Consider the following 23991-nt stretch of genomic DNA (forward strand, 5'->3'; position numbering starts at 1 on the left):
AGCGCGTGGAAAGGAGACCGGTCGAGGTGAGATACCCTGAGACGTGTCACTGATCGACGAAGAAGCCCCCCGCACCGGTGCCCGGACCTACGAGGTCCGCACCTACGGCTGCCAGATGAACGTACACGACTCCGAGCGTCTGTCGGGGTTGTTGGAGGACGCCGGCTTCACCAAGGCCGGGCCCGGCGCGTCACCCGATCTGGTGGTCTTCAACACCTGCGCGGTGCGGGAGAACGCCGACAACAAGCTGTACGGCAATCTGAGTCATCTGCGTCCGGTCAAGGACGACAACCCCGACATGCAGATCGCCGTCGGAGGCTGCCTCGCCCAGAAGGACCGCGACACGGTCGTCAAGAAGGCGCCCTGGGTCGACGTGGTCTTCGGCACGCACAACATCGGCAATCTCCCCGCACTGCTCGAACGCGCGCGGCACAACCGCCGTGCCGAGGTCGAGATCCTCGACGCCCTCGAGGCGTTCCCCTCGACGCTGCCCGCCAAGCGCGAGTCGTCGTACGCCGGATGGGTGTCGATCTCCGTCGGCTGCAACAACACGTGCACCTTCTGCATCGTGCCGTCGCTGCGCGGCAAGGAGGTCGACCGGCGCCCGGGCGACATCCTCGCCGAGGTGCAGGCGCTCGTCGACGAGGGCGTGCTCGAGGTGACACTGCTCGGCCAGAACGTCAACTCCTACGGCCGGTCCTTCGCCGATCCGGAGCAGCCCCGCGACCGGGGCGCCTTCGCGTCGCTGCTGCGCGCGTGCGGCGACATCGAGGGCCTCGAGCGGGTGCGCTTCACGTCCCCGCATCCGGCCGAGTTCACCGACGACGTCATCGACGCGATGGCGCAGACCCCCAACGTGTGCCCGCAGCTGCACATGCCGCTGCAGTCCGGCAGCGACCGGATCCTGCGCGCCATGCGCCGCTCGTACCGCAAGGAACGCTTCCTGGGCATCATCGAGCGGGTCCGTGCCGCGATGCCGCACGCCGCGATCACCACCGACATCATCGTCGGCTTCCCCGGTGAGACCGAGGAGGACTTCCAGCAGACCCTCGAGGTCGTCGAGAAGGCACGGTTCACCAGCGCGTTCACCTTCCAGTACTCGAAGCGCCCCGGCACGCCCGCTGCCGACATGGACGGTCAGCTCCCCAAGGCCGTGGTGCAGGAACGTTACGAGCGCCTGATCGCGCTGCAGGAACGCATCACCCTCGAGGAGAACCGCAAGCTCGTCGGAACCGAGGTCGAACTGCTCGTCGCCGCGGGGGAGGGCCGCAAGAACGCCGAGACCGCCCGGATGAGCGGGCGTGCCCGCGACGGCCGCCTCGTCCACTTCCGTCCCGAGGGCGCGATCGACACCGCGGTGCGTCCCGGCGACGTCATCACGATCGTCGTCAGCGACGCCGCGCCGCACCACCTCGTCGCGGACACCCCGATCCTCACGCACCGCCGTACACGTGCGGGCGACCACTTCGAACAGGGCCGGCTGCCCAAGACACCGCCGATCGGTGTCGGACTCGGACTGCCGAGCATCGGCGTCCCCGACCCGCTGCCGCCTCAGATGGGATGCAACGCATGACCACCGACAAGCCGCACGATCACCACGCGACGGGTGACGTACGCGCCGAACTCGAAGCCGCCGAACGGAAGGTGGCGAGCGACATCGACCCGGGCGCCCGGGCGATGTTCGTCGCGATCGCCGTCCTGATCCTGCTGGCGACCTTCAGCCTGCCCCACGCCGGATCCGCGAACGGGTGGGAGGTGCTGTCCTTCGCCCCGGACGCGACCACCGAGGAGATCGGTCTGCCGTCGCGGCTGTTCGTCGGCTTCGCAGTGGTCTTCGCCGGGCTGGGCTCGATCCTCGCGCTCGTCACCCGCAAGTGGGCGCTCGCGTGGGTGTCCCTGGCCGGATCGGCGGTGACCATCGTCTTCGGCATGCTCGCGATCTGGTCGCGCCAGACCCTGCCCGTCGAGTCGTCCGCCGCGGGACCGGGATTCGGTCTCGTCATCGGCTGGTTCGCCGTCATGGTGATCGTCTTCCACTGGGCCCGCGTGGTGTGGGCGCGGACCTCGGCCCAGCTCGAGGCCGAGGCCGAGTTGCGGAAGGTCGCAGCCCAGCACGAACGGCCCCGCCTGATGCGCGACGACCCCGACGCCTGACGCCTCCGGCACGAACACGACGATCCCCCTCTCCCGATCGGGAGAGGGGGATCGTCCGTCTCGGATGTCGCGGGGGTCAGCGCTCGCCGACGGCACCTTCGGCCGCGTCGGCCCACTCGCGCCACTGCGCGGCCTGGGCGAGAGCCTTCTCGGCCTCCTTCGCCCGGCCGGCGGCGGTCGCTTTGGCGGCCTGCTCCTCGAACTGGCGCACCCGCTCACGGAACTGGGCCGCACGGGCGAGGGCCTCGGGATCGGTGCGGCGCCACTCGGAATCCGCGGCCTCGCGCACCTTCTTCTCGATGGCCCGCAGACGACCCTCGAGGTCGTGCATGCGCTCGCGCGGCACCTTGCCGATCGCCTCCCACTGGTCCTGCAGCTCGCGCAGGCGCGCCCGGGCACCTTCGAGATCGGCCGACGGGTCGATCGAAGAGGCCGCTTCGAGCAGGGCCTCCTTCGCGCGGGCGTTCTCCTCGAACTCGGCGTCGCGCTCGGCGTTCGCGGCGTTGCGTGCGGCGAAGAAGACGTCCTGGGCGCCCTTGAATCGCTTCCACAGCTGGTCGTCGGCGTCCTTCGGTGCCCGTCCGGCGGCCTTCCACTCGCCGAGCAGGTCGCGGAAGGCCGCGGCGGTGGCACCCCAGTCGGTGGAGTTCTGCAGATCCTCCGCCCGGGCGACGAGTTCTTCCTTGCGGCTCTTCGCCGCGGCGCGCTCGCGGTCGAGTTCGGCGAAGTGGGCCCCGCGACGCCGGTTGAACGCCTCGCGTGCCTTCGAGTAGCGACGCCACAACACGTCGTCGACCTTCCGGTCGACCCCGCGGATGGTCTTCCACTCCTCGAGGATCTCGCGCAGCCGGTCGCCCGCAGCCTTCCACTGGGTGGATTCGGCGGCGATCGTCTCGGCCTCGGCCGCGAGGGCCTCCTTGCGGGCCGTGCTCTCGGCGCGCCGACGCTCCTTCTCCTGCTTGGCGAGAGCCGCGGCCTCCTCGGAGTGCTCGATGATCGCGGTGAGCCGGGTGGCGAGCGCATCGAGATCACCGATGACGGCGGCGGTCGGCAGCGACTCGGCCAGTGCCTCGGCGGCCGCGCGGGTCTTCTTCACGTCGGCGGTGCCGGAGGTCAACCGGGTCTCGAGGATCGCCACCTCGGTGGCGAGATCGTCGTAACGGCGTCCGAAGTGCGCGAGGCCCTCGGCGGCGTCGCCTGCCTGCCACGATCCGATGCACCGCTCGCCCTCGCTCGTGCGGACCCATGCGGTGCCGTCCTCGTCGACGCGTCCGAACCGACTCGGATCGCTCGCGGGCACCGCCGGGACGTGGGGGTGCGTCTGGGCCGCGACGGGATGCGGCTTCGGGGGTGCTGCGGTGGAACTGCCGTTCTCTCGGCCCGCAGGGCCGGGCGTCGCAGCATGGGCTCGGGGTGTGGCGGGACCGGGACGCGGGGTCCGCTCCTGCGTCGACTCGCCGGTTCGGTCCTGTGCGTTCGGGTCGCTCATCGATACCTCATCTCTGCCGCGCGGCACGGCTGCCTGGTCGCATGGGTCTACCGCCGGTCGATCCCGGGGCTCCGCGATCGTGTCCGCCCACTATTGAAACAGGTCGTGTCGATGCAGGGCGCCGGGTCCGGTGGACTACGGTTGCCGATGTGTTGACCGCCGCGGCGTTCGTGCCGTCCCCACCGCTGCTCGTGCCCGAGCTCACCGGTCTCGCCGCGTCCGAGACCGACGATCTGCGCGAGGCGGTTCTCGAGGTCGGTCGTAGCCTGTCCGGTGCCACGGAATGGGTGGTCGTGGGAGCCGAGACGGCCGAGCAGACCGTTCCCCCCACCGCGCGCGGGTCCTTCCTCGGCTTCGGTGTCGACGTCACGGTCCAGCTCGGTCCCGAGGCCGCCGGCGAACCCGATCCCGCGCTCGCGTTGACCGCTCTGGTGGCCGGCTGGATCCGCGACCGCACGGCACCCGGCACCCGCGTGACGACCCACGTGGTGGCCGCCGACGCCGCCGCCGCCGACTGCGCCGATCTCGGCCGCGACCTGCGTGCGGAACTCGACCGCGACGATCGGCCGCGAGCGTTGCTCGTCGTCGCGGACGGAGCGACGACCCTCACGGCCAAGGCGCCCGGCGCCTACGATTCGCGTTCGGAGGAGGTCGAGGCGGCCCTGGCCGCGGCGCTCTGCGCCGGCGATCCGGAGGCGCTCGCGGCACTCGACCCCGAGCTGTGTTCGGACATCAAGCTGACCGGACGCGCCGCCTGGCACGTCCTGGCGGCCACCCTCGGCGCGCGCCCGCGTTCGGCGTCCGTCACCTACTCCGCCGCGCCCTACGGCGTGGGCTACCACGTGGGAATCTGGACACCGTGAGCGCAGGAATCACCGGCCCCGCCGACACGCTCGTACCGATCGCGGTGGTGGGCCCCACCGCCACGGGCAAGTCCGATCTCGGACTGGACCTCGCCGAGGCGCTCGGTGGCGAGATCGTCAACATCGACGCGATGCAGCAGTACCGCGGGATGGACATCGGGACGGCCAAGCTGGCACCGGACGAGCGTCGCGGGATCCCGCACCATCAGCTCGACGTCCTCGACGTCACCGAGACCGCGACGGTCGCCCGCTACCAGCAGGCCGCGATCGCCGACGTCGAGGCGATCCTCGGGCGCGGTCGTCTCCCGATCGTCGTCGGCGGATCGATGATGTACGTACAGGCACTGCTCGACGAATGGCAGTTCCCGGCGACGGATCCGCAGGTCCGCGCCAAGTGGGAGGCGGTCCTCGAGACCGAGGGGCTCGCAGCGGTCCACCGGGCGCTGCAGAGCGCCGATCCCGCCGCCGCGGCGACGATCCTGCCCACCGACGGCCGCCGCATGGTCCGCGCGCTCGAGGTCGTCGAACTGACCGGGCAACCGTTCGCGGCGTCGCAGCCGACGATCGGTGAGCCTCGCTGGGGCACCGTGATCCTGGGCGTCGACCGCGACACCGCCGAACTCGACGACCGCATCGCGCGGCGCACCGACCTGATGTTCGAACGGGGCCTCGTCGACGAGGTGCACGGTCTCCTCGAGGTCGGCCTGCACGAGGGTGTCACCGCACGTCGCGCGATCGGCTACGCGCAGGTGCTCGCGTACATCGACGGGGAGTACGACCTCGACCACGCACGCGAGCGGACGTTCATCGGGACCCGCCGCTACGTGCGACGACAACGCTCGTGGTTCCGCCGCGACCCGCGCATCCACTGGCTCGACGGCGCCGACCCCCACCTGCTCGACGTCGCCCGGCGGGCCGTACAGGACGCACGCACATCACCGGCCTCACCAGCCCGATAAGGTAGCGCGCATGGAGTTCAGCAAAGGGCACGGAACCGAGAACGACTTCGTGATCCTTCCCGACCCCGACGCGCGCCTGGACCTCGACGCAGGCCGGATCGCCGCCCTGTGCGACCGGCGCCGCGGGCTCGGTGCCGACGGTGTGCTCCGCGTGGCGCGGGCCGGTGCGCTGGTGTCGGCCGGTGTGCTCGAAGAACTGCCCGAGGGCACCGACGCCGACGACTGGTTCATGGACTACCGCAACGGCGACGGATCCATCGCCGAGATGTGCGGCAACGGTGTGCGGGTGTTCGCGCACTATCTCACCGCGCACGGACTCGAGGACCGCCGCGAGTTCGTCGTCGGCAGCCGGGCGGGAGGCAAGCCCGTCACCGTGCACGAGACCGGACCGGTCCTCGGCGAGGTGACCGTGGACATGGGGACGGTGCGCACCCTCGGCGAGTCGGCGGCGACCATCGACGGGCGGGTCTATCCGGGCATCGGCATCGACGTCGGCAACCCGCACCTCGCGTGCGTGGACCCGCACCTGAACGACACGAGTCTTGCCGGTCTCGACCTCACCTCGCCCGGCTTCGACCCGGGCTTCTTCCCGCACGGGGTCAACATCGAGTTCCTGACCCCGATCGCGGCCGGGACGGTCCACATGCGCGTCCACGAACGCGGCGTGGGGGAGACCCGCTCGTGCGGAACCGGCACGGTGGCGGCGGCCGCTGCGGCCCTGCGCTTCGACGGCGCATCCGACGGCGCGGTGCGGGTGCGGATCCCCGGCGGCTCGGTCGAGGTGCGCATCGAGGACGGTCGCGCCTGGCTGCGCGGGCCGTCGGTGCTGGTCGCAGCGGGTGAACTCGACGACACCTGGTGGTCGGCGCCGAACTGATCGGCACCGATCGGGCCAGCTCGGGGTGCACTCGGGTACCCCCGCGGGGATGCGGCAGAAGAACTCGAATGCACCGATTCGGGCTTCGTGACACCATGGAGGTGTATGACGAACACACAGCGCATGCATCGCGCAACCACAGATGACAGCACTCCGACCGCGTACGACGCATCCGGAGGCTGGACCGCCGAGGATCCGTCCGTCGGCGAGATGCAACTCGAAGACCGTAGCGCGTTGCGGCGTGTGGCCGGTCTGTCCACCGAACTCGAGGACATCACCGAGGTCGAATACCGTCAGCTCCGACTCGAGCGTGTCGTGCTCGTCGGTGTCTGGACGGGCGGAACGGCCGCCCAGGCGGAAGCGAGTCTGGCCGAGCTGGCCGCGCTCGCCGAGACCGCGGGCTCCGAGGTCCTCGAAGGTCTGGTCCAGCGTCGCGACCGGCCCGATGCTTCCACCTACATCGGCTCCGGCAAGGCCGACGAACTGCGGGAGATCGTCCTGTCCACCGGTGCCGACACCGTGATCTGCGACGGCGAACTCACCCCCGCCCAGCTCACCGCGCTGGAGAAGGTCGTCAAGGTCAAGGTCATCGACCGGACCGCGCTGATTCTCGACATCTTCGCCCAGCACGCCACCTCGCGGGAGGGTAAGGCACAGGTCTCCCTCGCGCAGATGGAGTACATGCTCCCGCGGCTGCGCGGCTGGGGCGAGTCGATGTCGCGGCAGGCCGGTGGCCGTGCCGGTAGCAACGGCGGTGTGGGCCTGCGCGGTCCCGGTGAGACGAAGATCGAGACCGACCGTCGCCGGATCCGTGAGCGGATGGCCAAGCTCCGTCGCGAGATCAAGGCGATGAAGGCCGCGCGCGACACCAAGCGCACCCGGCGTCTGCGCAACAAGATCCCGTCCGTCGCGATCGTCGGATACACCAACGCCGGCAAGTCGAGCCTGCTCAACAAGCTCACCGGCTCCGGTGTCCTGGTGCAGAACGCACTGTTCGCGACCCTCGACCCGACGACCCGCCGGTCGGCGCTGCCCGACGGCCGCGAGTACGTGCTCACCGACACCGTCGGTTTCGTCCGGCACCTCCCGACCCAGCTGGTCGAGGCGTTCCGGTCGACCCTCGAGGAAGTCGCCGACGCCGATGTGCTGCTCCACGTCGTCGACGGTTCCGACCCGATGCCCACCGAGCAGATCAAGGCGGTGCGCGAAGTCGTCACCGAGGTGCTCCGCGAATCGGACGCACCGCCGCCGCCGGAACTGATCGTCGTCAACAAGATCGATGCCGCCGACCCGGTCACCCTGGCGCAGTTGCGCAGCGCGATCCCCGGCGCGGTGTTCGTCTCCGCGCACACCGGCGAGGGCGTCGAGGAGTTGCAGACCCATCTCGCGGGTCTGCTCGAGGATCCCGACGTCGAGGTGAAGCTGCTCCTGCCGTACACCCGCGGTGATCTGCTCGCGCGCATCCACTCGGACGGTCAGATCCTGTCGTCCGAGCACGAGGTGGACGGCACGCGGGTGCACGCGAAGGTGCCGGCAGCGCTGGCGTCGGCATTGGTCGACTTCGCGGCCTGATGCGGGTCGTGCGCCGGGCGGCGCTGCTCGCTGCCGTCGCGGCGTTCGTGCCGGTCTCGCACGCCGGCGCGCAGGACGCCGGGATTCCGGTCGCGGATCTGCCGACCGAGATGCTGTGTATCCCCGACGATCCCGTGCTCGCCGAACTGTCCGGCTTCGCGACGATCGGCAACCGGCTGTTCGCGACGCCCGATGCCGGGGAGGACGAACGCATCGTCGAACTCGACGGCGATTGCTCGGTGCTGCAACGTGTTCCGTCGCCCGTCGATCCCTACGACATCGAGGATCTCGCCGCGGGGCCCGACGGCCGGTTGTGGCTCGGGGATCTCGGCGACAACACCCGCGTCCGCGAGACGATCGCGCTCATCTCCCTCGACCCCGACACCGGGCAGGGAGATCTGCATCGGCTGACCTATCCCGACGGTCCCCGCGACGCCGAGACCGTGCTCGTCTCCGCGACGGGCGAACCTGTGATCGTGACGAAGGCGCTGTTCGGCTCGAGCAATGTCTATCGGCCCGCACGCGGACTCACGATCGACGGCCTGCCCGCCCCGGGACCGGCCCCCCTCGAGAAGGTCGGGTCGCTGGCACTCGGACCGTCGGACACTCCCGGCGGTCCCATTCCCGGTGCGTCCTCCTCGATGATCACCGGTGGTGCGGTCAGCGCCGACGGGACGGTCGCGGCGGTCCGCACCTACACCGACGTCTACCTGTTCCATGTTCCCGACGGCGATCTCGCGTCCGCTCTGGTCGCCGGTCCGCGCTTCCGCGTCCCGGTCCCGGACGAACCGCAGGGCGAAGCCGTCGCCTTCACCGCCGACGGGGACCTGCTCACCGCGTCCGAGCGCGGCGCGGCAGGCACGGAGAATCCACCGCTCCATATCCGTCGCGGTGCGACCGATCTCTTCGCACCCGCGAACGACGATGCCGCGGACGAGATGTCGTCCGCGGCACTGCCGGTCGTCGGTGCGGGCGTAGCCGCCGGGGTCATCGCCCTCGGGGTCCTCGGACTCGTCGTCCGGCGCCGCGCCCGCGGCTGAGATCAGGCGCCGCGCCCGCGGCCGAGATCAGGCGTCGCGCCCGCGGCTGAGATCAGGCGTCGAGGTCTGCGGCGACCAGCTCCGCGACCTGCGCGAGGACCGCGTCGTCGTCGCACGAGATCGTGACCTGCGTGTCCTTTTCCGCGCCGAGGGTCATGATCATCAGGGCCGAACCGGCGTCGACGGGCTCGCCGCCGTCGACCGCGAGGGTCACCGGGACACCGGCCGCGACCACGGCCTCGGCGATGATCCCTGCGGGACGGGCATGGAGGCCGATGGACGAACCGACGGCAACCGTGGTGCTGGGCATGTGAATCTCCTTCGTGGTGGGGAAGTGCAGGGAGTCGGTGCGGTCAGGAGCGTGCCGCTGTCGATCAGGAGCGTGCCGCTACGGGCTGGGGGTTCGCCTCGTCGGCGGCGACCCGGGCGGGACGCGTGATCGACTTGGCGATGCTGACCGCGAGTGCGGCGACCACCGTGCCGGCCGCCAGTGCGATCAGGAACCACACCACGCGGTCCATCGCGAACAACACGAACAATCCGCCGTGGGGAGCGGTGAGCGTGACACCCGTCGCCATGACGATGCCGCCCGTCACGGCGCCGCCGAGCATCATCGACGGGATGACCCGGAACGGGTCCGCCGCCGCGAACGGGATGGCGCCCTCCGAGATGAACGATGCACCGAGCAGCCATGCGGCCTTGCCGTTCTCGCGTTCGGCCGTGCTGTAGAGACGCGGACGCACCAGCGACGACAGTGCCATGGCGAGCGGCGGAACCATACCGGCGGCCATGACCGCCGCCATGATCTCGAGCGAACCGGTGTTGGCGACGTCGAGACCCGCGACCGCGAAGGCGTAGGCGGCCTTGTTGACCGGTCCGCCGAGGTCGAAGCACATCATCAGGCCGAGGATCGCGCCGAGCAGCACCGCGGAACCGCCGGACAGACCGTTGAGCCAGTCGGTGAGACCGGTCGTGATCGCGGCCAGCGGGCGACCGAGCAGCAGGAACATGAGCCCACCGACGATCAGGCTCGCGAGCAGCGGGATGATCACCACGGGCATCAGACCACGAGCCCAGGTGGGCAGCGGGATACGGCCGACCCACAGGGCCGCGAAGCCGGCGATGATGCCGCCGACGAGACCGCCGATGAAACCGGCGCCGACGAAGACGGCCACCGCACCGGCGGTGAAGCCCGGAGCCAGACCCGGACGGTCCGCGATCGCGAAGGCGATGTACCCGGCCAGTGCCGGGACGAGGAACGAGAACGCCAACGAGCCGATCTGGTACAGCACCGCACCGAGATAGGTGCCGAGCCCACCCTCGGGCAGGTTGGTGAGCGTGTTGTCGAGGACGATGTCGGCGGCCGAGTCGGTGATGTCGGGACCGGCGAGCAGGAAGCCCAGAGCGATGAGCAGACCACCGGCCGCGACGAACGGGATCATGTAGCTCACGCCGGTGAGCAGGATCTGCCGCAGCCGGGTACCCCAGCCGAGATCGCTGCCGCTCTCCGACTCACCCGCCGGGGCGCCCGCGGTGCCCTCGACGGTGCGTGCGGACGGATCGGTGGCGGCCCGCAGGGCCTCGCCGACCATGGTGTCCGGTTCGTTGATCGCGCGCTTGACGCCCGAGGCGATCACGGGCTTCCCGGCGAACCGTTCGCGGCCCTTGACGCCCACGTCGGTGGCGAAGATGACGGCGTCGGCGCCGGCGATCACGTCGGCGGGCAGAGGAGTGCTGCCGCTCGATCCCTGCGTCTCCACCCGGACCGTCACGCCCGCGCGTTCACCGGCGGCGGCCAGCGCGTCGGCGGCCATGTAGGTGTGCGCGATACCGGTCGGGCACGCGGTGACCGCGACGATCGTGCGGCCTCCGGGTTGTTCCGCGCTCTGCGGAGGCGCGACCGCCGGCTTCGCGGAAGCTGTCGGTGACGGCTGTTCCGGCGCTGCGGTCGAGCCGGCAGCAGCGCTGCTCGACGCTTCCGGTCGGGGCGGGAGGACGTCCTCGACGAGCGCGATGACCTCGTCCGCGGACGCGGCCGCGCGCAGCGACGCGACGAAGTCCGGGCGCACGAGTGCACGAGCGAGAGCGGTGAGGAGCTTCATGTGGTCGCCGCCCGCACCTTCGGGCGCGGCGATGAGGAAGACGAGATCGGCGGGTCCGTCGGGCGCACCGAAGTCGGCCTTCGGGGACAGTCGGGCGAAACCGAGCGACGGTGTGGTCACCGCTTCGCTGCGTGCGTGCGGGATCGCGATCCCGCCGGGAAGACCGGTGGCGGACTTGGCCTCCCGTTCGAGAACGGCTGCGGTGAGTGCGTCGGCGTCGGACGCGCGACCGTTCACTGCGAGACGCTCGGCGAGCGCGGCGATGACGGAGTTCTTGTCGGATCCCAGGTCGGCATCGAGCGAGACGAGTTCCGTGCCGATGATCGAGGAACCGCCTGCGGAGCCGGAGGTGGTGTCGGACATGACGTTCCTTAGGAGTGGGAGGGGAGCGGTCGGGGTCGGCGGTGGACGTCGGTGACGTGCACCCGGGATGGATCGACGGAATCGGTTGTGGGCAGGGCTGTTCCGGGGAGCGTGACGGCTGCGGTCCCGTACGCCACGGCGAGGCGCAGGCACTCGTCGGGGGTGTGACCGGCCTGATCGGCGAGCAGATATCCGGCGAGCGACGAGTCTCCCGCGCCGACCGTGCTGCGGACCGTGACGTCGTCGGCGGTGGCCCGCCACGCGCCGGTGGCGGTGACCAGCACTGCGCCCGCACCGCCGAGGGTCGCGAGCACCGCGCCGACACCGCGTTCCACCAGCACCCGTCCCGCGTCGACCACGGCGCCGACGTCTCCTGCGGCGGCACCGGATTCGAGTTCGTGGGCGTCGGCGCCGGTGAGCTGGGCCAGTTCGTCGGAGTTCGGCTTGATCACGTCGGGGGCCGCCGCGGGGAACCGCTCGGCGAGGGCGAGCAGTGGCCGCTCGGAGGTGTCGACCGCGATGCGGCATCCGAGACCGCGAAGGGCACCCACGAGATCGGCATACCACGACTCGGGCACACCGGGAGGAAGAGAACCGGACAGGACGGTCCACGCGGCTCCCTGCGCGCATTCCAGCAGGACTGCGTGCAGTTCGCCGAGTGTGCGTCCGGTGCAGGGGGTTCCGGGTTCGTTGAGCTTGGTGGTGGTGCCGTCGGGTTCGGCGACGGTGATGTTGTTGCGCGTCGGCCCGGAGGTGGGCACGGCCCGATGGGCGATGCCCTGCTCGTCCAGCGCGGCGAGCAGAGGATCGCCGGCGTTGGCCGGGAGAACGGCGACGACCTCGGTTGTCGCGGCGTGCAGCACACGGGCGACGTTGATCCCCTTGCCGCCCGGATCGACGGTGGATCGCTCGGTGCGATGCACCCTCCCGCGCTCGAGCGGGCCCGTCAGCCCGACCGTGCGATCGAGACTGGGGTTGGCCGTGAGCGTGACGATCATGCCGTCACCACCTCGATTCCGTGTTCGATGAGTTGCCGACGGTCGGTGTCGTCGAGATCGGTGTCGGTGACCAGGACGTCGATCGGTTCGAGCGACGCGAAGCTCAGGAGATTGCGCCGACCGACCTTCGACGAATCGGCGACCACGACGACCCGGTCGGCGGTGCGCACCATCGCGCGCTTGACCGCGGCCTCGTCGGCGTCGGGGGTGGACAGGCCGTGGTCGATGCTCAGCGCGTTGGTGCCGATGAACGCCACGTCGACGTGCACCGTCGACAAGGTGGCGAGGGCCTCGGCGCCCACCGCGGCCTGCGTGACACCGCGGACGCGACCGCCGAGCAGGTGCAGTTGCACGGTGCTCATCGCGGCGAGGCGCGCGGCGATCGGCACCGAGTTGGTGACGACGGTGAGGTCGACCTCGGGCGGCAGCGCTCCGACGATCCTGCCGGTCGTGGTGCCGGCGTCGAAGAGCACGCTTCCGCCGGACGGCGGGAGGAAGGACGTGGCGGCGGCGGCGATGCGGTCCTTGTGTTCGGCGCGGGTGTGTTCGCGCTCGGAGAGGGCGGGCTCGGCCACCGACAGCGAGGCGGCCGGGATCGCGCCGCCGTGGACGCGCCGCACGAGGCCCAGGCGTTCGAGGTGGGCGAGGTCGCGGCGCACGGTTTCGGTGGTGACGCCGTACCGGTCGGCGAGCACGGCGACCGATACGCGGCCACGAGCCGCCACCAGCGCTGCGATCGCCTGCTGCCGTTCCTCTGCGTACACCGACACTCCTGGGGGTACCCGATTTGTGGGGAAACAATGTTGGTTTATGTTGTTTTACGCCCGTCTGTGTTGACATGTCAAGGCTTCCGAGTAATCTGAGTCACAACGAACTACTGCGGTGAGGAGATCTCCATGGAGCAGTCGGCGTCCGTCCTGCACGGCACCCCCGTCGTCCCCGGTATCGGATACGGGCCGGTCATCCGTCCCGTCGCGCGTCCTGTGGTCCCGGCGCAGGGCGCCTCGATCCCCGACACGGCGCGCGAGGCCGAGGTGGGCCGATTCGAGGACGCCGCGAAAGTCGTGGCCGAGCGGCTGCGGGCCCGGGCCTCGCGGGCATCGGGTGCCGCAGCAGAAGTGCTTCAGGCCACCGCTGTGCTGGTCGAGGACCGCGCCTGGCGCGGGGCGGCCGCGACGAAGATCCGGTCCGGCACCGACGCGGTCGGCGCCACCGTCGCCGCCACCGACCAGTTCGCAGCCCTGTTCGAGAAGATGGGCGGGCTGCAGGCCGAGCGCGTCACCGACCTGCTCGACATCCGCGACCGCGTGATCGCCGAACTGCAGGGCGCCCCCGAACCCGGCCTCGAGATGCCCGATTCGCCGTCCGTGCTCCTCGCGGCCGATCTCGCACCCGCCGACACCGCCGGACTCGACCCCTCCGTCGTCGTCGCGCTGGCCACCTCTCTCGGAGGACCCACGAGCCACACCGCGATCATCGCGCGCCAGCTCGGCATCCCGTGCGTCGTCGCGGTGGCCGGTCTCGACGACGTTCCGGCCGGCACCGAGGTGCTGGTCGACGGCGCGGCGGGCCGGATCGTGCTCTCCCCGGACGGTGCCGAGGCCGCAGCAGAGGTCGAACGCGACCGCGTCGAACGCGAGCGGGTGGCGGGCTGGTCCGGCCCCGGTGCCACCGCCGACGGTCACCCGGTCGAGATCCTCGCCAACGTGCAGGACGGAGCCGGTGCCCACGCAGCGCGCCGGACGCCGGCGCAGGGCGTCGGACTGTTCCGCACCGAGCTGTGCTTCCTCGACCGCGACACCGAACCGACGGTGGACGAGCAGGCCGACATCTATGCGGCGGTCTTCGAGGCGTTCGACGGGCGGAAGGTCGTCCTGAGGACGCTCGACGCCGGATCCGACAAGCCCCTCCGGTTCGCCAACCACCCCGACGAGCACAACCCCGCCCTCGGCGTCCGCGGTATCCGCATCACGACCACGGCGCCGGGCGTCCTCGATCGTCAGCTCGACGCGGTGGCCGCGGCGGCTTCGCGCACCGGCGCCACGCCGTGGGTCATGGCGCCGATGGTGGCGACCGTTTCGGAGGCCGCCGATTTCGCCGCGCGCGTGCGCGAGCGCGGACTGTCACCGGGCGTCATGATCGAGGTTCCGTCCGCTGCCCTGCTCGCCGACCGGCTGCTCGAACACCTGGACTTCCTGTCGATCGGCACCAACGACCTCGCCCAGTACACGATGGCGGCCGACCGGATGTCGCCGCAGCTGGCCGCACTCACCGACCCGTGGCAGCCCGCGGTGCTCGCGCTGGTGGCCCGCGCGGCACAGGCCGGGGCGGCTGCGGGCAAGCCGGTCGGGGTGTGCGGCGAGGCGGCGGCCGACCCGCTTCTCGCCTGCGTCCTGGCCGGAATGGGCGTGACCTCCTTGTCGTGCGCGGCGTCCGCGGTGACGGGTGTCGGCGCCCGGCTCTCCTCGGTCCCGATGGACCGTTGCCGCGAGGCGGCCGAGGCGGTCCTCGCGAGCGACGACCCCGTAGCGGCACGTGCCGCGGCAGCGAAACTGCTGGACTGAGCGGCGCGGCCGGGACGGCCTGTTCCACGCGGCCGGGACGGCCTGTTCGACGCGGCCGGGACGGCCTGTTCCACGCGGCCGGGATGGCCGATTCCACGCCGCTGAGGCTGCCGGTTCTACGATGACCTGTCGTGACCGAACGAGCGAACACGACCGGACGCACGACCACACGCCGCGGCTGGACCCTGCACGGCGACGGGCGTCGTATCAATCCCGGTGCGGTGGTCGCACCGCACGAGCGACTGTCGTGGCCGCGCACCATCGGCATCGGGATGCAGCACGTCATCGCGATGTTCGGCGCCACCCTGCTCGTGCCGACGATCACGGGCTTCCCCGTCACGACGACGCTGCTGTTCTCCGGAATCGGCACCGCGCTGTTCCTGATCATCACGCGCGGCCGGGTGCCCAGCTATCTCGGCTCGTCGTTCGCGTTCATCGCGCCGCTCAGCGCCTCGGCCGGTTCCGGTCCTGCAGCGCAGCTCGGCGGGATCGTCGCCGTCGGCATCGTTCTGGTGATCATCGGTCTCGTGGTCAAGGCGGCAGGTTCGCGCATCATCGATGCGATCATGCCGCCGGTGGTCACCGGGGCGATCGTCGCCCTCATCGGCCTCAACCTCGCGCCGACCGCCACCGGATCGTTCGAAGCCCAACCGCTCGTCGCCACGATCACGCTCGTGGTCACGCTGCTCGTGACGGTGGTCGGCCCGGGCATGCTCGGCCGCCTCGGCATCCTCGTCGGTGTGATCGTCGGATGGATCTTCGCGGCGTTCACCGGGGCGATCGCGTCCGAACGCATCGACGCCATGCGCGACGCGGCCTGGTTCGGCCTGCCCGATCTGCACGGCCCCACCTTCGAACTGTCGGTCGTGCTGCTGGCGCTGCCCGTCGTCGTCGTGCTGGTCGCGGAGAACGTCGGCCACGTCAAGGCGGTCGCCGCGATGACCGGCCGGAACCTCGACGACATGGCCGGCAACGCGCTCGTCGCCGACGGCCTTGCGACCACCCTCGCCGGTGCGGGCGGCGGCTCGGGCACGACCACCTACGCCGAGAACATCGGCGTCATGGCGGCCACGCGCGTGTATTCGACCGCTGCATACGCCGTTGCGGCGGTCACCGCCGTCGTGCTGGCCTTCTCGCCGAAGTTCGGTGCGCTGGTGTTCACCGTGCCCGACGGTGTCCTCGGCGGCGCGACCCTCGTGCTCTACGGCCTGATCGGCATCCTCGGTGTGCGTATCTGGACGGAGGCGAAGGTCGACTTCACGGATCCGGTCAACCTCACGGTTGCGGCTGCGGCGCTCGTCGCCGGCATCGGCGACCTGACCCTGTCGATCGGCTCGGTCGAACTCGGCGGTATCGCCTGGGGTTCGATCGGCATCCTCGTCGCGTACCCGCTGCTGCGCAGACTCGCGGATCTGCGCCGCTGACCGGAACCCGGCGCATCGGCCGTTCGATACCGACGCGTACCCGCTGGGGTCGTCCGGGTCACAAAATGCGCTCGGTTGTGTCAGCGTCACCGCGCGCTCGTCTGCATACCGTGAGTATGTCGAACGACGTCTCACACAGGAGCGCAGATGGAACGCACCCTTTTCGAGCCCGAGCACGACCTCTTCCGGGAGTCGTACCGGAAGTTCCTCGAACAGGAGGTGGCCCCCTTCCACGAGCAGTGGGAGAAGGACAAGATCGTCGACCGTGAGGTGTGGAAGAAGGCCGGCGCGCAGGGCTTCCTCGGCATGGCGGTGCCGGAGGAATACGGCGGCGGTGGAATGGACGACTTCCGCTACAACGCCATCATGGCCGAGGAGACCACCAAGCTGGGCTTCAGCGGTCTGGGCTTCATGCTGCACAACGACGTCGTCGCTCCCTACCTGCTCGAGCTCGCGAACGAGGAGCAGAAGAAGCGCTGGCTCCCCGGCTTCTGTTCGGGTGAGCTGATCACGGCCATCGCGATGACCGAGCCCGGCACCGGCAGCGACCTGCAGGGCATCAAGACCCGCGCGGTGCGCGACGGTGACGACTGGGTCCTCAACGGCGCCAAGACGTTCATCACCAACGGCATCCACTCGGATCTGGTGATCGTCGTCGCCTGCACCGATCCGGAGAAGGGCGCCCAGGGCTTCTCACTGCTCGTCGTCGAGCGCGGCATGCCGGGCTTCGAGCGGGGACGCAACCTCGACAAGATCGGCCTCGACGCGCAGGACACGGCGGAGCTCAGCTTCAACGACGTCCGCGTCCCGGCGGCCAACCTCCTCGGCCAGGAGGGCATGGGCTTCATCTATCTGATGCAGAACCTGCCGCAGGAACGTCTCGCGATCGCCGTCGTCGCCGCTGCCGCGATGGAGCGCGTGCTCGACGACACGATCCAGTACTGCCGCGACCGCAAGGCGTTCGGCAAGCCGATCGGCAAGTTCCAGAACACCCGCTTCGAGCTCGCCGAGCTCGCCACCGAGACCCAGCTGGCCCGGGTGTTCGTGGACCGGTGCATCGAGCTGCTCAACGAGAAGAAGCTCACCGTCCAGGAGGCCGCGATGGCCAAGTACTGGACCACCGACAAGCAGGTCGAGCTGATCGACCGCTGCCTGCAGCTGCACGGCGGCTACGGCTACATGCGCGAGTACCCGGTCGCCAAGGCGTACCTCGATGCCCGCGTGCAGAAGATCTACGGCGGTACGAACGAGATCATGAAGGAAGTCATCGGGCGCGGCCTCAACGTCTGAGGCACGTACGAGAAAGGCCGGGGTGGCTCCGCTCAGCGGAGNCCACCCCGGCCTCGTTCGTCTCCGGGTGGCCCGGGAATCAGATCTTGCGGACGACGGTGACGACCTTGCCGAGAATGACTGCGTCATTGCCCGGGATCGGCTCGAACATCGGGTTGTGCGGCATGAGCCAGACGTCGCCGTCGACCCGCTTGAACGTCTTGACGGTGGCCTCGCCGTCGAGCATCGCGGCGACGATGTCGCCGTTGTCGGCGACGTTCTGCTGCCGGACGACCACCCAGTCGCCGTCGCAGATGGCCGCGTCGATCATCGACTGGCCGACGACCTTGAGCAGGAACAACGAGCCCTGACCGACGAGTTCGCGCGGCAGCGGGAAGACGTCCTCGACCGATTCCTCGGCCAGGATCGGACCACCGGCCGCGATCCGGCCGACGACGGGAACCATTGCCGCCGAAGGGATGTCGTCGGTCGACGAGCCGGCGACCACCTCGGGGGAGGGCTCGGCCGCGGGGGTGGGCTCGAGACCGCGGACGTCCACGGCACGCGGACGGTTCGGATCGCGACGCAGGAAGCCCTTCCGTTCGAGGGTGCGCAGCTGGTGTGCGACGGAGGACGTGGAGTTGAGTCCGACGGCGTCGCCGATCTCGCGGATGCTCGGTGGGTACCCCCGTTCGCTGACGGAATCGCGGATGACCTCGAGCACACGACGCTGACGCTCGGTGAGGCTCGCGGTGGGATCGTCGGTCTCGGGTCCGCCCCGGCGGGCTGTGGATGTTCCGTCCGCCTTCATCGTGACCTCCGTGCGGCGAGTGTCGGATGGGTTGCAAGTTGCCTTTCGAATCTATCGAGATCCCGCGCGTATATCAAACAGATGTTCGAGATTCACCCTCCGGAGAGCTGTCGTCGGGGTGCGACTCGTGGTAGAACATTCGAACAGACTTTCGTTCGAACACATGATCGAGTGATCGAGTGAGGTCGTGAGACCACGCACGGTGACACGGACGGGGTCGGAAGACCACGCACAGCGACACGGAGGATTTCCGATGAGCAGAGCGGTTCGGATCGACACGGCGGTTCCGGTGGGTACGGCGCGACAGGGCGCGGTGGTCCGAACCGGTGCCTCAGTCCGGACGAGCACGGCAGGGCGGACCGTCGCGGGCCCGCACGGAGCAGGTGCGCCCGGAGCGGCGGCATATCGCATCCGACCGATAGCGACGTCGACGCTGCACCATCGCACCCGTGTCCCGGCGCGGACGAGACCGCGCGTCGCCGCGCCTTCGCGCGAATCCGGCGCCGCGCCTTCGCGCGAATCCGGCGCCGCGCCCTCGCGCGAACCCCTGCACCGCCGTTCGGAGATCACACCGCGCAGTCGCCGACCTGCGGAGGGGACGAGTTGGCGGCAGATGGCCGCGACGGTGCTCCTCACCGCGCTCGCGACCACGATGCTCCTCGTGCTCGCCCACGTGCGTACCGATGAGGTGATCTCGCAGAGCGCCGGCACCACGGTCACGGTCGTGCGAGAGGGGGAGAGCCTGGAGGCCTTGGCCGCTCGCGTGTGGCCCGACGCCCCGGTCGACGTCATGATGGCGAGGATCGCCGACCTCAACTCGCTCGACGGTACGGCCGTGCAGGCCGGAAGCCGCCTCCTCGTGCCGGATTCCACCCGGGGATGAGGGCGTCGTGGCCCTGCCCGACCCGCGATCCGCGCCCGAACCGGACAGGCGGGTATTGTCTAACACTGTCAGTCACACCACTCCGTGTGGTTGCGGCGGTGTCGGCCCACTCGCGGGTGGAGACGGTTCCGGTCGGGAGACATTGCTTCGGCGCCGACGTCGCGACCCGCACGGGCACGACGAAGGAACCGACATGTACTGCCCGTATTGCCGCCATCCCGATTCCCGGGTGGTCGATTCGCGCGAGGCAGACGAGGGTGCCGCGATCCGTCGTCGACGGGCGTGTCCCGAATGCGGGCGCCGCTTCACCACAGTCGAGACGGCCGTTCTGTCCGTCGTCAAGCGCAGCGGCGTGACCGAGCCGTTCAGCCGCGAGAAGGTCGTGCGCGGCGTGGCCCGCGCCTGCCAGGGACGCGATGTCGACAACGACGCACTCAACAAGCTCGCGCAGCAGGTCGAGGACGCGGTGCGGGCGAAGGGCTCACCCGAGGTCCCGAGCCACGAGGTCGGACTGGCGATCCTCGGACCCCTACGCGATCTCGACGAGGTCGCCTATCTGCGATTCGCGTCGGTCTATCGTTCCTTCAGCTCCGCAGAGGATTTCGAACGTGAGATCCAGGAACTGCGCGAGCACAAGAAGTCCCGCTCGGACGCGACCGACTGACCGTCCCGGTCGCTACCGGATCCCGTCGATCGCCTTCAGGACGCGCTTCTCCGACACCGGGATCCGCGTCCCGAGACCCTGCGCGAACAGGCTCACGCGCAGTTCCTCGATCATCCAGTAGATCTCGACCACCTCGGGCGCGGCGCGCCGCTCCTCCGGCAGTCGTGCGAGCAGCTTGTCGTAAGCGCCGTAGACGCGATCGAGCACATCCATTCCCGCCGCGTCGCGATGCGCACTCGCCGGCAACGCCTCCAGGCGCTGCGCAGCCGCGGTGAGATAGCGCGGCAGGTCGGCGATCCGCCGCGACCCCAGATCGGTGACGAAGCCGGGGAACAGCAACGACTGCAGCTGTTCGCGTACGTCGTCGGCAGCCTCGCCGTTCGACCGATCGAGGAGCACACCCACCTCGTGGGCACGGGACAGCACGGGCACAACCGCTTTCAACAGACGGGCCACGCGCCCCGGCAGGTGTGACCGCACCGTGGCCGCGAGCGCCTCGAACTCCTCGGGGGTGCGCACGGGAGCGCCGTGCGCGGCGATGAGTTCATCCACCGCGCAGGCACGGCAGTCCTCGATCAGCGCCTCGAACGATCCGTCGGGGTTCCGCCCGAGCGCGAGCCGCTCCATGTTGGTCAGCCCCGAGGTCACGGCCTTCGCCTTCGTCGGTGCCGACGACAGCAACAGGGCGCGCAACCCCTGACGCGTTGCGTTCTGCTGGGCCTGCGGTGTGCTGAGCACGCGCACCGCGACGCCGTCCTTCTCCGCGACCAGGGCGGGGTAACCGGTGACCTTCCGGCCGCCGACCTCGCGGGTGACGGTCTCCGGCAGGTCCCCGAGGGTCTCGGCCGTCCACACCACCGCCGCGGGACGTTCGGTGCCCGCAGCGGCGCGCGAGACCTCCGCTTCGACCCGCGGAGCCAACTTCTTCCGCAGGGCCGCCAGGCTCTTGCTGCGACCGAGCACGGTGCCGCGCTCGTCGACCGCCGCGAAGGTCATCCGCAGATGGTCGGGCAACGCACCGGTATCGAAGTCCGAGGGCTCGATCGTGCACCGGCCGAGCCGCGACAGCTCGCGGGCCATCGCATTGACGAGCGGTTCGGAGCGCGGCGTCACCGAGGCGAGGGCGGCCGCCGCGAAATCGGGAGCCGGGACGACCTGCCTCCGAAGGTGTTTCGGCAAAGTCTTGATGAGGGCCGTCACCAGCTCGGTCCGCATCCCGGGTACGAGCCAGTCGAAACCGACGGACTTGAGGTTCGCGAGCAGCGCGACGGGGACGCGGGCGGTGACGCCGTCCTCCTCCGTGCCCGGCTCGAACTGGTAGGTGAGGGGGAACTGGATCTCGCCCTGGCGCCACGCATCCGGGTAGTCGCCCTCGAGCACCGACGCGGCGTCCTGGTTCACCACGGTGTCCGGCGTGAACGTCAGCAGGTCGGGTTGCTGCCTGCGGGTCTTCTTCCACCACGTGTCGAAGTGCCGGGCCGAGATCGCCTCCGGGCCGACCCGCTGGTCGTAGAAGTCGAACAGGGTCTCGTCGTCGACGACGATGTCGCGCCGGCGCGCACGGTGTTCGAGTTCCTCGACGTCCTCGAGCAACGCCCGGTTGTCGTGGAAGAACTTGTGCTGTGTGCGCCATTCGCCCTGCACGAGGGCGTGACGGATGAACAGTTCGCGCGAGACCTCCGGATCGATCCGTCCGTACGGCACGGGACGCTGGGCGATCAACGGGATGCCGTAGAGCGTGACGCGTTCGTAGGCCATCGCCGACTCGCGGCGCGTCGACCAGTGCGGCTCCGAATAGGTGCGCTTGACCAGGTGCGGAGCGAGCTTCTCGACCCATTCGGGTTCGATGCGCGCGGCCGTCCGCGCCCACAGCCGGGAGGTCTCCACGAGTTCGGCGGCCATGACCCAGCGCGGAGGCTTCTTGAACAACGACGATCCCGGGAAGACCGCGAACCGTGCGCCGCGGGCACCGAGGAAGTCGCGCTTGTCGCCCTCGCGAAGACCGATGTGCGACAGCAGACCTGCAAGCAGCGACTTGTGGACGTCGTCGGGGTTCACGTCGCGGTGGTGCGTCTGCCAGCCCATGTCGACGGTGATCTGACGGAGCTGCCCCTGCAGGTCCTGCCACTCACGGATCCGCAACCAGTGCAGGAACTCGTCGCGGCACAACCTGCGGAACCTGCTCGACGACAGTTCCCGCCGTTGCTCCTTCAGGTAGTCCCACAGCCGCAGGAAGGCCAGGAAATCCGAGCCCTCGACCGCGAACCGGGCGTGCTTCTCATCGGCGGCCTGCTGGAACTCGGTCGGGCGCTCACGCACGTCCTGGATCGACAGGGCCGCGACGATGATGAGGACCTCGCGCAGGCATCCGTTGCGGTGGCCCTCGACGATCATTCGGGCCATGCGCGGATCGACGGGCAGCCGGGCGACCTCGCGACCCGTCGCGGTCAGGCGCGGCGTCTCGCCCTTCTTCGCGGGTTCGAGCGCGCCGAGCTCCTCGAGCAGAGCGATGCCGTCGCGGATCGCGCGGGGATCCGGTGCCTCCACGAACGGGAACGCCTCGATGTCGCCGAGACCGAGCGCCGTCATCTGCAGCACCACCGACGCGAGGTTGGTGCGCAGGATCTCGGGTTCGGTGAACTCCGGCCGGCCGTCGAAGTCGTCCTCCGAGTACAAGCGGATGCAGATGCCGTCGGCGACGCGACCGCAACGCCCGGCGCGCTGACGCGCCGAGGCCTGCGAGATCGGCTCGATCGGCAGTCGCTGCACCTTCGTCCGCACCGAGTACCGCGAGATACGGGCGGTGCCGGGGTCGACGACGTAGCGGATACCGGGAACCGTCAGGGACGTCTCGGCGACGTTGGTGGACAACACGACCCGTCGACCCGTGTGCGGTGCGAAGACCCGGTGCTGTTCGGCCGCCGACAGACGTCCGTAGAGCGGGAGGATCTCGGTGTTGCGCAGCTTGCGGTCGCGCAGCGCATCGGCGGTGTCGCGGATCTCACGCTCGCCGGAGAGGAAGACCAGGATGTCGCCGTCGCCTTCGCGCTGGAGTTCCTCGACGGCCTCGCACACCGCGTCGACGGGGTCGCGGTCGACGAGCGTGTCGCCCACCTCGACCGTCAGCGGCCGATAACGGACCTCGACGGGATAAGTGCGGCCGGAGACCTCCACGATGGGGGCGGGCGTGCCGTTCGCGTCGGCGAAGTGGCGTGCGAAACGTTCGGGGTCGATCGTCGCCGAGGTGATGATCACCTTCAGATCGGGGCGACGCGGAAGCAGCTGCGCGAGGTACCCGAGCAGGAAGTCGATGTTGAGGCTGCGCTCGTGCGCCTCGTCGATGATGAGCGTGTCGTACCGGCGCAGCAGACGGTCGCGCTGGATCTCGGCGAGGAGGATGCCGTCGGTCATCAGCTTGACGAGTGTCGACTCGGTGACCTGATCGTTGAAACGCACCGTGTATCCGACGGCGTCGCCGAGCTCGGTGTCCAGTTCCTCCGCGAGTCGTTCGGCGACGGCGCGCGCGGCGATACGGCGCGGCTGGGTGTGGCCGATCAGGCCGCGAACCCCGCGCCCGAGTTCGAGGCAGATCTTCGGGATCTGCGTCGTCTTGCCCGAACCGGTCTCGCCGGCGACCACCACGACCTGGTGGTCGCGGATCGCGGCGGCGATGTCGTCCTTGCGCTGCGAGACCGGCAGGTCCTCGGGATAACGGATCTCCGGGACCGACGACGCGCGGGACGCGAGCCGGGTGCGGGCGTTCTCGATCTCGGCGGCGACCTCGGTCAGCGCCTCGCCGCCCCACGCCCGGTCGAGCCTGCGACGGAGGCGGTTCTCGTCGCGGAGGGAGACCTCGGACAGGGCAGCGCGCAGTTCGCGACGATTCGGGGCGGGGGAGATGGACATGCTGATCACACAGCCTAGCGAAACGACCCGGTCGGGGCCGGTCGGGGAGGGCG

At 70.1% G+C, this 23991-nt stretch carries 19 protein-coding genes; 12 read left to right on the forward strand and 7 right to left on the reverse strand.

What is annotated here, in order from left to right; genetic code table 11:
• The first annotated feature begins 43 nt into the window (after window positions 1–43).
• Window positions 44–1573, forward strand: a complete 1530-nt coding sequence (miaB, locus tag ACNJ7K_RS21835) for a tRNA (N6-isopentenyl adenosine(37)-C2)-methylthiotransferase MiaB (RefSeq protein WP_455408884.1) — start codon at window positions 44–46, stop codon at window positions 1571–1573.
• The gene (locus ACNJ7K_RS21840; protein WP_487042177.1) at window positions 1561–2154 is read left to right on the forward strand and encodes an Rv2732c family membrane protein; all 594 of its coding nucleotides are present in this window, start codon (window positions 1561–1563) and stop codon (window positions 2152–2154) included. The genes miaB and ACNJ7K_RS21840 overlap by 13 nt, the downstream gene beginning before the upstream one ends.
• A 76-nt stretch (window positions 2155–2230) precedes the next feature.
• On the opposite strand, the gene ACNJ7K_RS21845 is transcribed toward ACNJ7K_RS21840, so the two are convergent.
• On the reverse strand, window positions 2231–3643 hold the full coding sequence (locus tag ACNJ7K_RS21845; RefSeq protein ID WP_487042178.1) for a DUF349 domain-containing protein: 1413 nt from the start codon (window positions 3641–3643) through the stop codon (window positions 2231–2233).
• Between the two features lie 149 nt (window positions 3644–3792).
• Here ACNJ7K_RS21845 and ACNJ7K_RS21850 point away from each other — a divergent pair, with 149 nt between their 5' ends.
• From ACNJ7K_RS21850 to ACNJ7K_RS21870, 5 genes are all read left to right on the forward strand, one after another.
• Complete coding sequence (locus ACNJ7K_RS21850) at window positions 3793–4506, forward strand: class III extradiol ring-cleavage dioxygenase family protein (RefSeq protein WP_487042179.1); 714 nt, start codon at window positions 3793–3795, stop codon at window positions 4504–4506.
• On the forward strand, window positions 4503–5465 hold the full coding sequence (gene miaA / locus ACNJ7K_RS21855; RefSeq protein WP_174247048.1) for a tRNA (adenosine(37)-N6)-dimethylallyltransferase MiaA: 963 nt from the start codon (window positions 4503–4505) through the stop codon (window positions 5463–5465). The genes ACNJ7K_RS21850 and miaA overlap by 4 nt, the downstream gene beginning before the upstream one ends.
• A gap of 10 nt (window positions 5466–5475) precedes the next feature.
• Entirely contained in the window at window positions 5476–6342 is an 867-nt protein-coding gene (gene dapF / locus ACNJ7K_RS21860; RefSeq protein WP_487042180.1) for a diaminopimelate epimerase, read from the forward strand.
• 105 nt (window positions 6343–6447) lie between these two features.
• Window positions 6448–7914 carry a GTPase HflX gene (hflX, locus tag ACNJ7K_RS21865; RefSeq protein WP_120282328.1) on the forward strand — a complete coding sequence of 489 codons (1467 nt, stop codon included), beginning with the start codon at window positions 6448–6450 and terminating at the stop codon, window positions 7912–7914.
• Window positions 7914–8954 (forward strand): NHL repeat-containing protein, encoded by a 1041-nt coding sequence (locus ACNJ7K_RS21870; RefSeq protein ID WP_487042181.1) that lies wholly within the window; start codon window positions 7914–7916, stop codon window positions 8952–8954. The genes hflX and ACNJ7K_RS21870 overlap by 1 nt, the downstream gene beginning before the upstream one ends.
• A 52-nt stretch (window positions 8955–9006) precedes the next feature.
• Here the strand turns inward: ACNJ7K_RS21870 and ACNJ7K_RS21875 are convergent, their stop codons facing one another.
• The 4 genes from ACNJ7K_RS21875 to ACNJ7K_RS21890 form a co-directional block, all read right to left on the reverse strand.
• Entirely contained in the window at window positions 9007–9264 is a 258-nt protein-coding gene (locus tag ACNJ7K_RS21875; protein WP_120282330.1) for an HPr family phosphocarrier protein, read from the reverse strand.
• A 64-nt stretch (window positions 9265–9328) separates the two neighbouring features.
• On the reverse strand, window positions 9329–11419 hold the full coding sequence (locus ACNJ7K_RS21880) for a PTS fructose transporter subunit IIABC (protein WP_277371506.1): 2091 nt from the start codon (window positions 11417–11419) through the stop codon (window positions 9329–9331).
• Window positions 11420–11427: 8 nt separating this feature from the next.
• Window positions 11428–12417, reverse strand: a complete 990-nt coding sequence (pfkB, locus tag ACNJ7K_RS21885) for a 1-phosphofructokinase (RefSeq protein WP_487042182.1) — start codon at window positions 12415–12417, stop codon at window positions 11428–11430.
• On the reverse strand, window positions 12414–13181 hold the full coding sequence (locus ACNJ7K_RS21890) for a DeoR/GlpR family DNA-binding transcription regulator (protein ID WP_060651224.1): 768 nt from the start codon (window positions 13179–13181) through the stop codon (window positions 12414–12416). The genes pfkB and ACNJ7K_RS21890 overlap by 4 nt, the downstream gene beginning before the upstream one ends.
• A gap of 132 nt (window positions 13182–13313) precedes the next feature.
• On the opposite strand from ACNJ7K_RS21890, the gene ptsP reads away from it, so the two are divergent.
• From ptsP to ACNJ7K_RS21905, 3 genes are all read left to right on the forward strand, one after another.
• Window positions 13314–14981: a phosphoenolpyruvate--protein phosphotransferase gene (ptsP, locus tag ACNJ7K_RS21895; protein WP_230787337.1), complete on the forward strand. Its 1668-nt coding sequence runs from the start codon at window positions 13314–13316 to the stop codon at window positions 14979–14981.
• A 131-nt stretch (window positions 14982–15112) separates the two neighbouring features.
• Window positions 15113–16405, forward strand: a complete 1293-nt coding sequence (locus ACNJ7K_RS21900) for a uracil-xanthine permease family protein (RefSeq protein WP_487042183.1) — start codon at window positions 15113–15115, stop codon at window positions 16403–16405.
• 147 nt (window positions 16406–16552) lie between these two features.
• Window positions 16553–17695: an acyl-CoA dehydrogenase family protein gene (locus ACNJ7K_RS21905; RefSeq protein WP_016692710.1), complete on the forward strand. Its 1143-nt coding sequence runs from the start codon at window positions 16553–16555 to the stop codon at window positions 17693–17695.
• Window positions 17696–17774: 79 nt separating this feature from the next.
• Here ACNJ7K_RS21905 and lexA read toward each other — a convergent pair whose 3' ends face one another.
• The gene (gene lexA, locus ACNJ7K_RS21910; protein WP_230787322.1) at window positions 17775–18485 is read right to left on the reverse strand and encodes a transcriptional repressor LexA; all 711 of its coding nucleotides are present in this window, start codon (window positions 18483–18485) and stop codon (window positions 17775–17777) included.
• Window positions 18486–19098: 613 nt separating this feature from the next.
• Here lexA and ACNJ7K_RS21915 point away from each other — a divergent pair.
• Both ACNJ7K_RS21915 and nrdR read left to right on the forward strand, forming a co-directional pair.
• Window positions 19099–19368, forward strand: coding sequence for a LysM peptidoglycan-binding domain-containing protein (locus ACNJ7K_RS21915; RefSeq protein WP_230787320.1), 270 nt, complete (start codon window positions 19099–19101; stop codon window positions 19366–19368).
• Between the two features lie 193 nt (window positions 19369–19561).
• Window positions 19562–20032 (forward strand): transcriptional regulator NrdR, encoded by a 471-nt coding sequence (gene nrdR / locus ACNJ7K_RS21920; RefSeq protein ID WP_059381265.1) that lies wholly within the window; start codon window positions 19562–19564, stop codon window positions 20030–20032.
• A gap of 12 nt (window positions 20033–20044) precedes the next feature.
• Here the strand turns inward: nrdR and hrpA are convergent, their stop codons facing one another.
• Window positions 20045–23938 (reverse strand): ATP-dependent RNA helicase HrpA, encoded by a 3894-nt coding sequence (hrpA, locus tag ACNJ7K_RS21925; protein ID WP_159418527.1) that lies wholly within the window; start codon window positions 23936–23938, stop codon window positions 20045–20047.
• Between the last annotated feature and the right edge of the window lie 53 nt (window positions 23939–23991).

The organism is Rhodococcus shunpengi, from assembly GCF_048381395.1.
Taxonomy (GTDB): domain Bacteria; phylum Actinomycetota; class Actinomycetes; order Mycobacteriales; family Mycobacteriaceae; genus Rhodococcus.

Bases quoted from the DNA above. Each gene is read 5' to 3' on its own strand.
- ACNJ7K_RS21840 (WP_487042177.1), top strand. From the start codon at position 1,561: ATGCAACGCATGACCACCGACAAGCCGCACGATCACCACGCGACGGGT.
- ACNJ7K_RS21845 (WP_487042178.1), bottom strand. From the start codon at position 3,643: ATGAGCGACCCGAACGCACAGGACCGAACCGGCGAGTCGACGCAGGAG.
- dapF (WP_487042180.1), top strand. From the start codon at position 5,476: ATGGAGTTCAGCAAAGGGCACGGAACCGAGAACGACTTCGTGATCCTT.
- hflX (WP_120282328.1), top strand. From the start codon at position 6,448: ATGACGAACACACAGCGCATGCATCGCGCAACCACAGATGACAGCACT.
- ACNJ7K_RS21870 (WP_487042181.1), top strand. From the start codon at position 7,914: ATGCGGGTCGTGCGCCGGGCGGCGCTGCTCGCTGCCGTCGCGGCGTTC.
- ACNJ7K_RS21875 (WP_120282330.1), bottom strand. From the start codon at position 9,264: ATGCCCAGCACCACGGTTGCCGTCGGTTCGTCCATCGGCCTCCATGCC.
- ACNJ7K_RS21880 (WP_277371506.1), bottom strand. From the start codon at position 11,419: ATGTCCGACACCACCTCCGGCTCCGCAGGCGGTTCCTCGATCATCGGC.
- pfkB (WP_487042182.1), bottom strand. From the start codon at position 12,417: ATGATCGTCACGCTCACGGCCAACCCCAGTCTCGATCGCACGGTCGGG.
- ptsP (WP_230787337.1), top strand. From the start codon at position 13,314: ATGGAGCAGTCGGCGTCCGTCCTGCACGGCACCCCCGTCGTCCCCGGT.
- ACNJ7K_RS21905 (WP_016692710.1), top strand. From the start codon at position 16,553: ATGGAACGCACCCTTTTCGAGCCCGAGCACGACCTCTTCCGGGAGTCG.
- lexA (WP_230787322.1), bottom strand. From the start codon at position 18,485: ATGAAGGCGGACGGAACATCCACAGCCCGCCGGGGCGGACCCGAGACC.
- ACNJ7K_RS21915 (WP_230787320.1), top strand. From the start codon at position 19,099: ATGGCCGCGACGGTGCTCCTCACCGCGCTCGCGACCACGATGCTCCTC.
- nrdR (WP_059381265.1), top strand. From the start codon at position 19,562: ATGTACTGCCCGTATTGCCGCCATCCCGATTCCCGGGTGGTCGATTCG.
- hrpA (WP_159418527.1), bottom strand. From the start codon at position 23,938: ATGTCCATCTCCCCCGCCCCGAATCGTCGCGAACTGCGCGCTGCCCTG.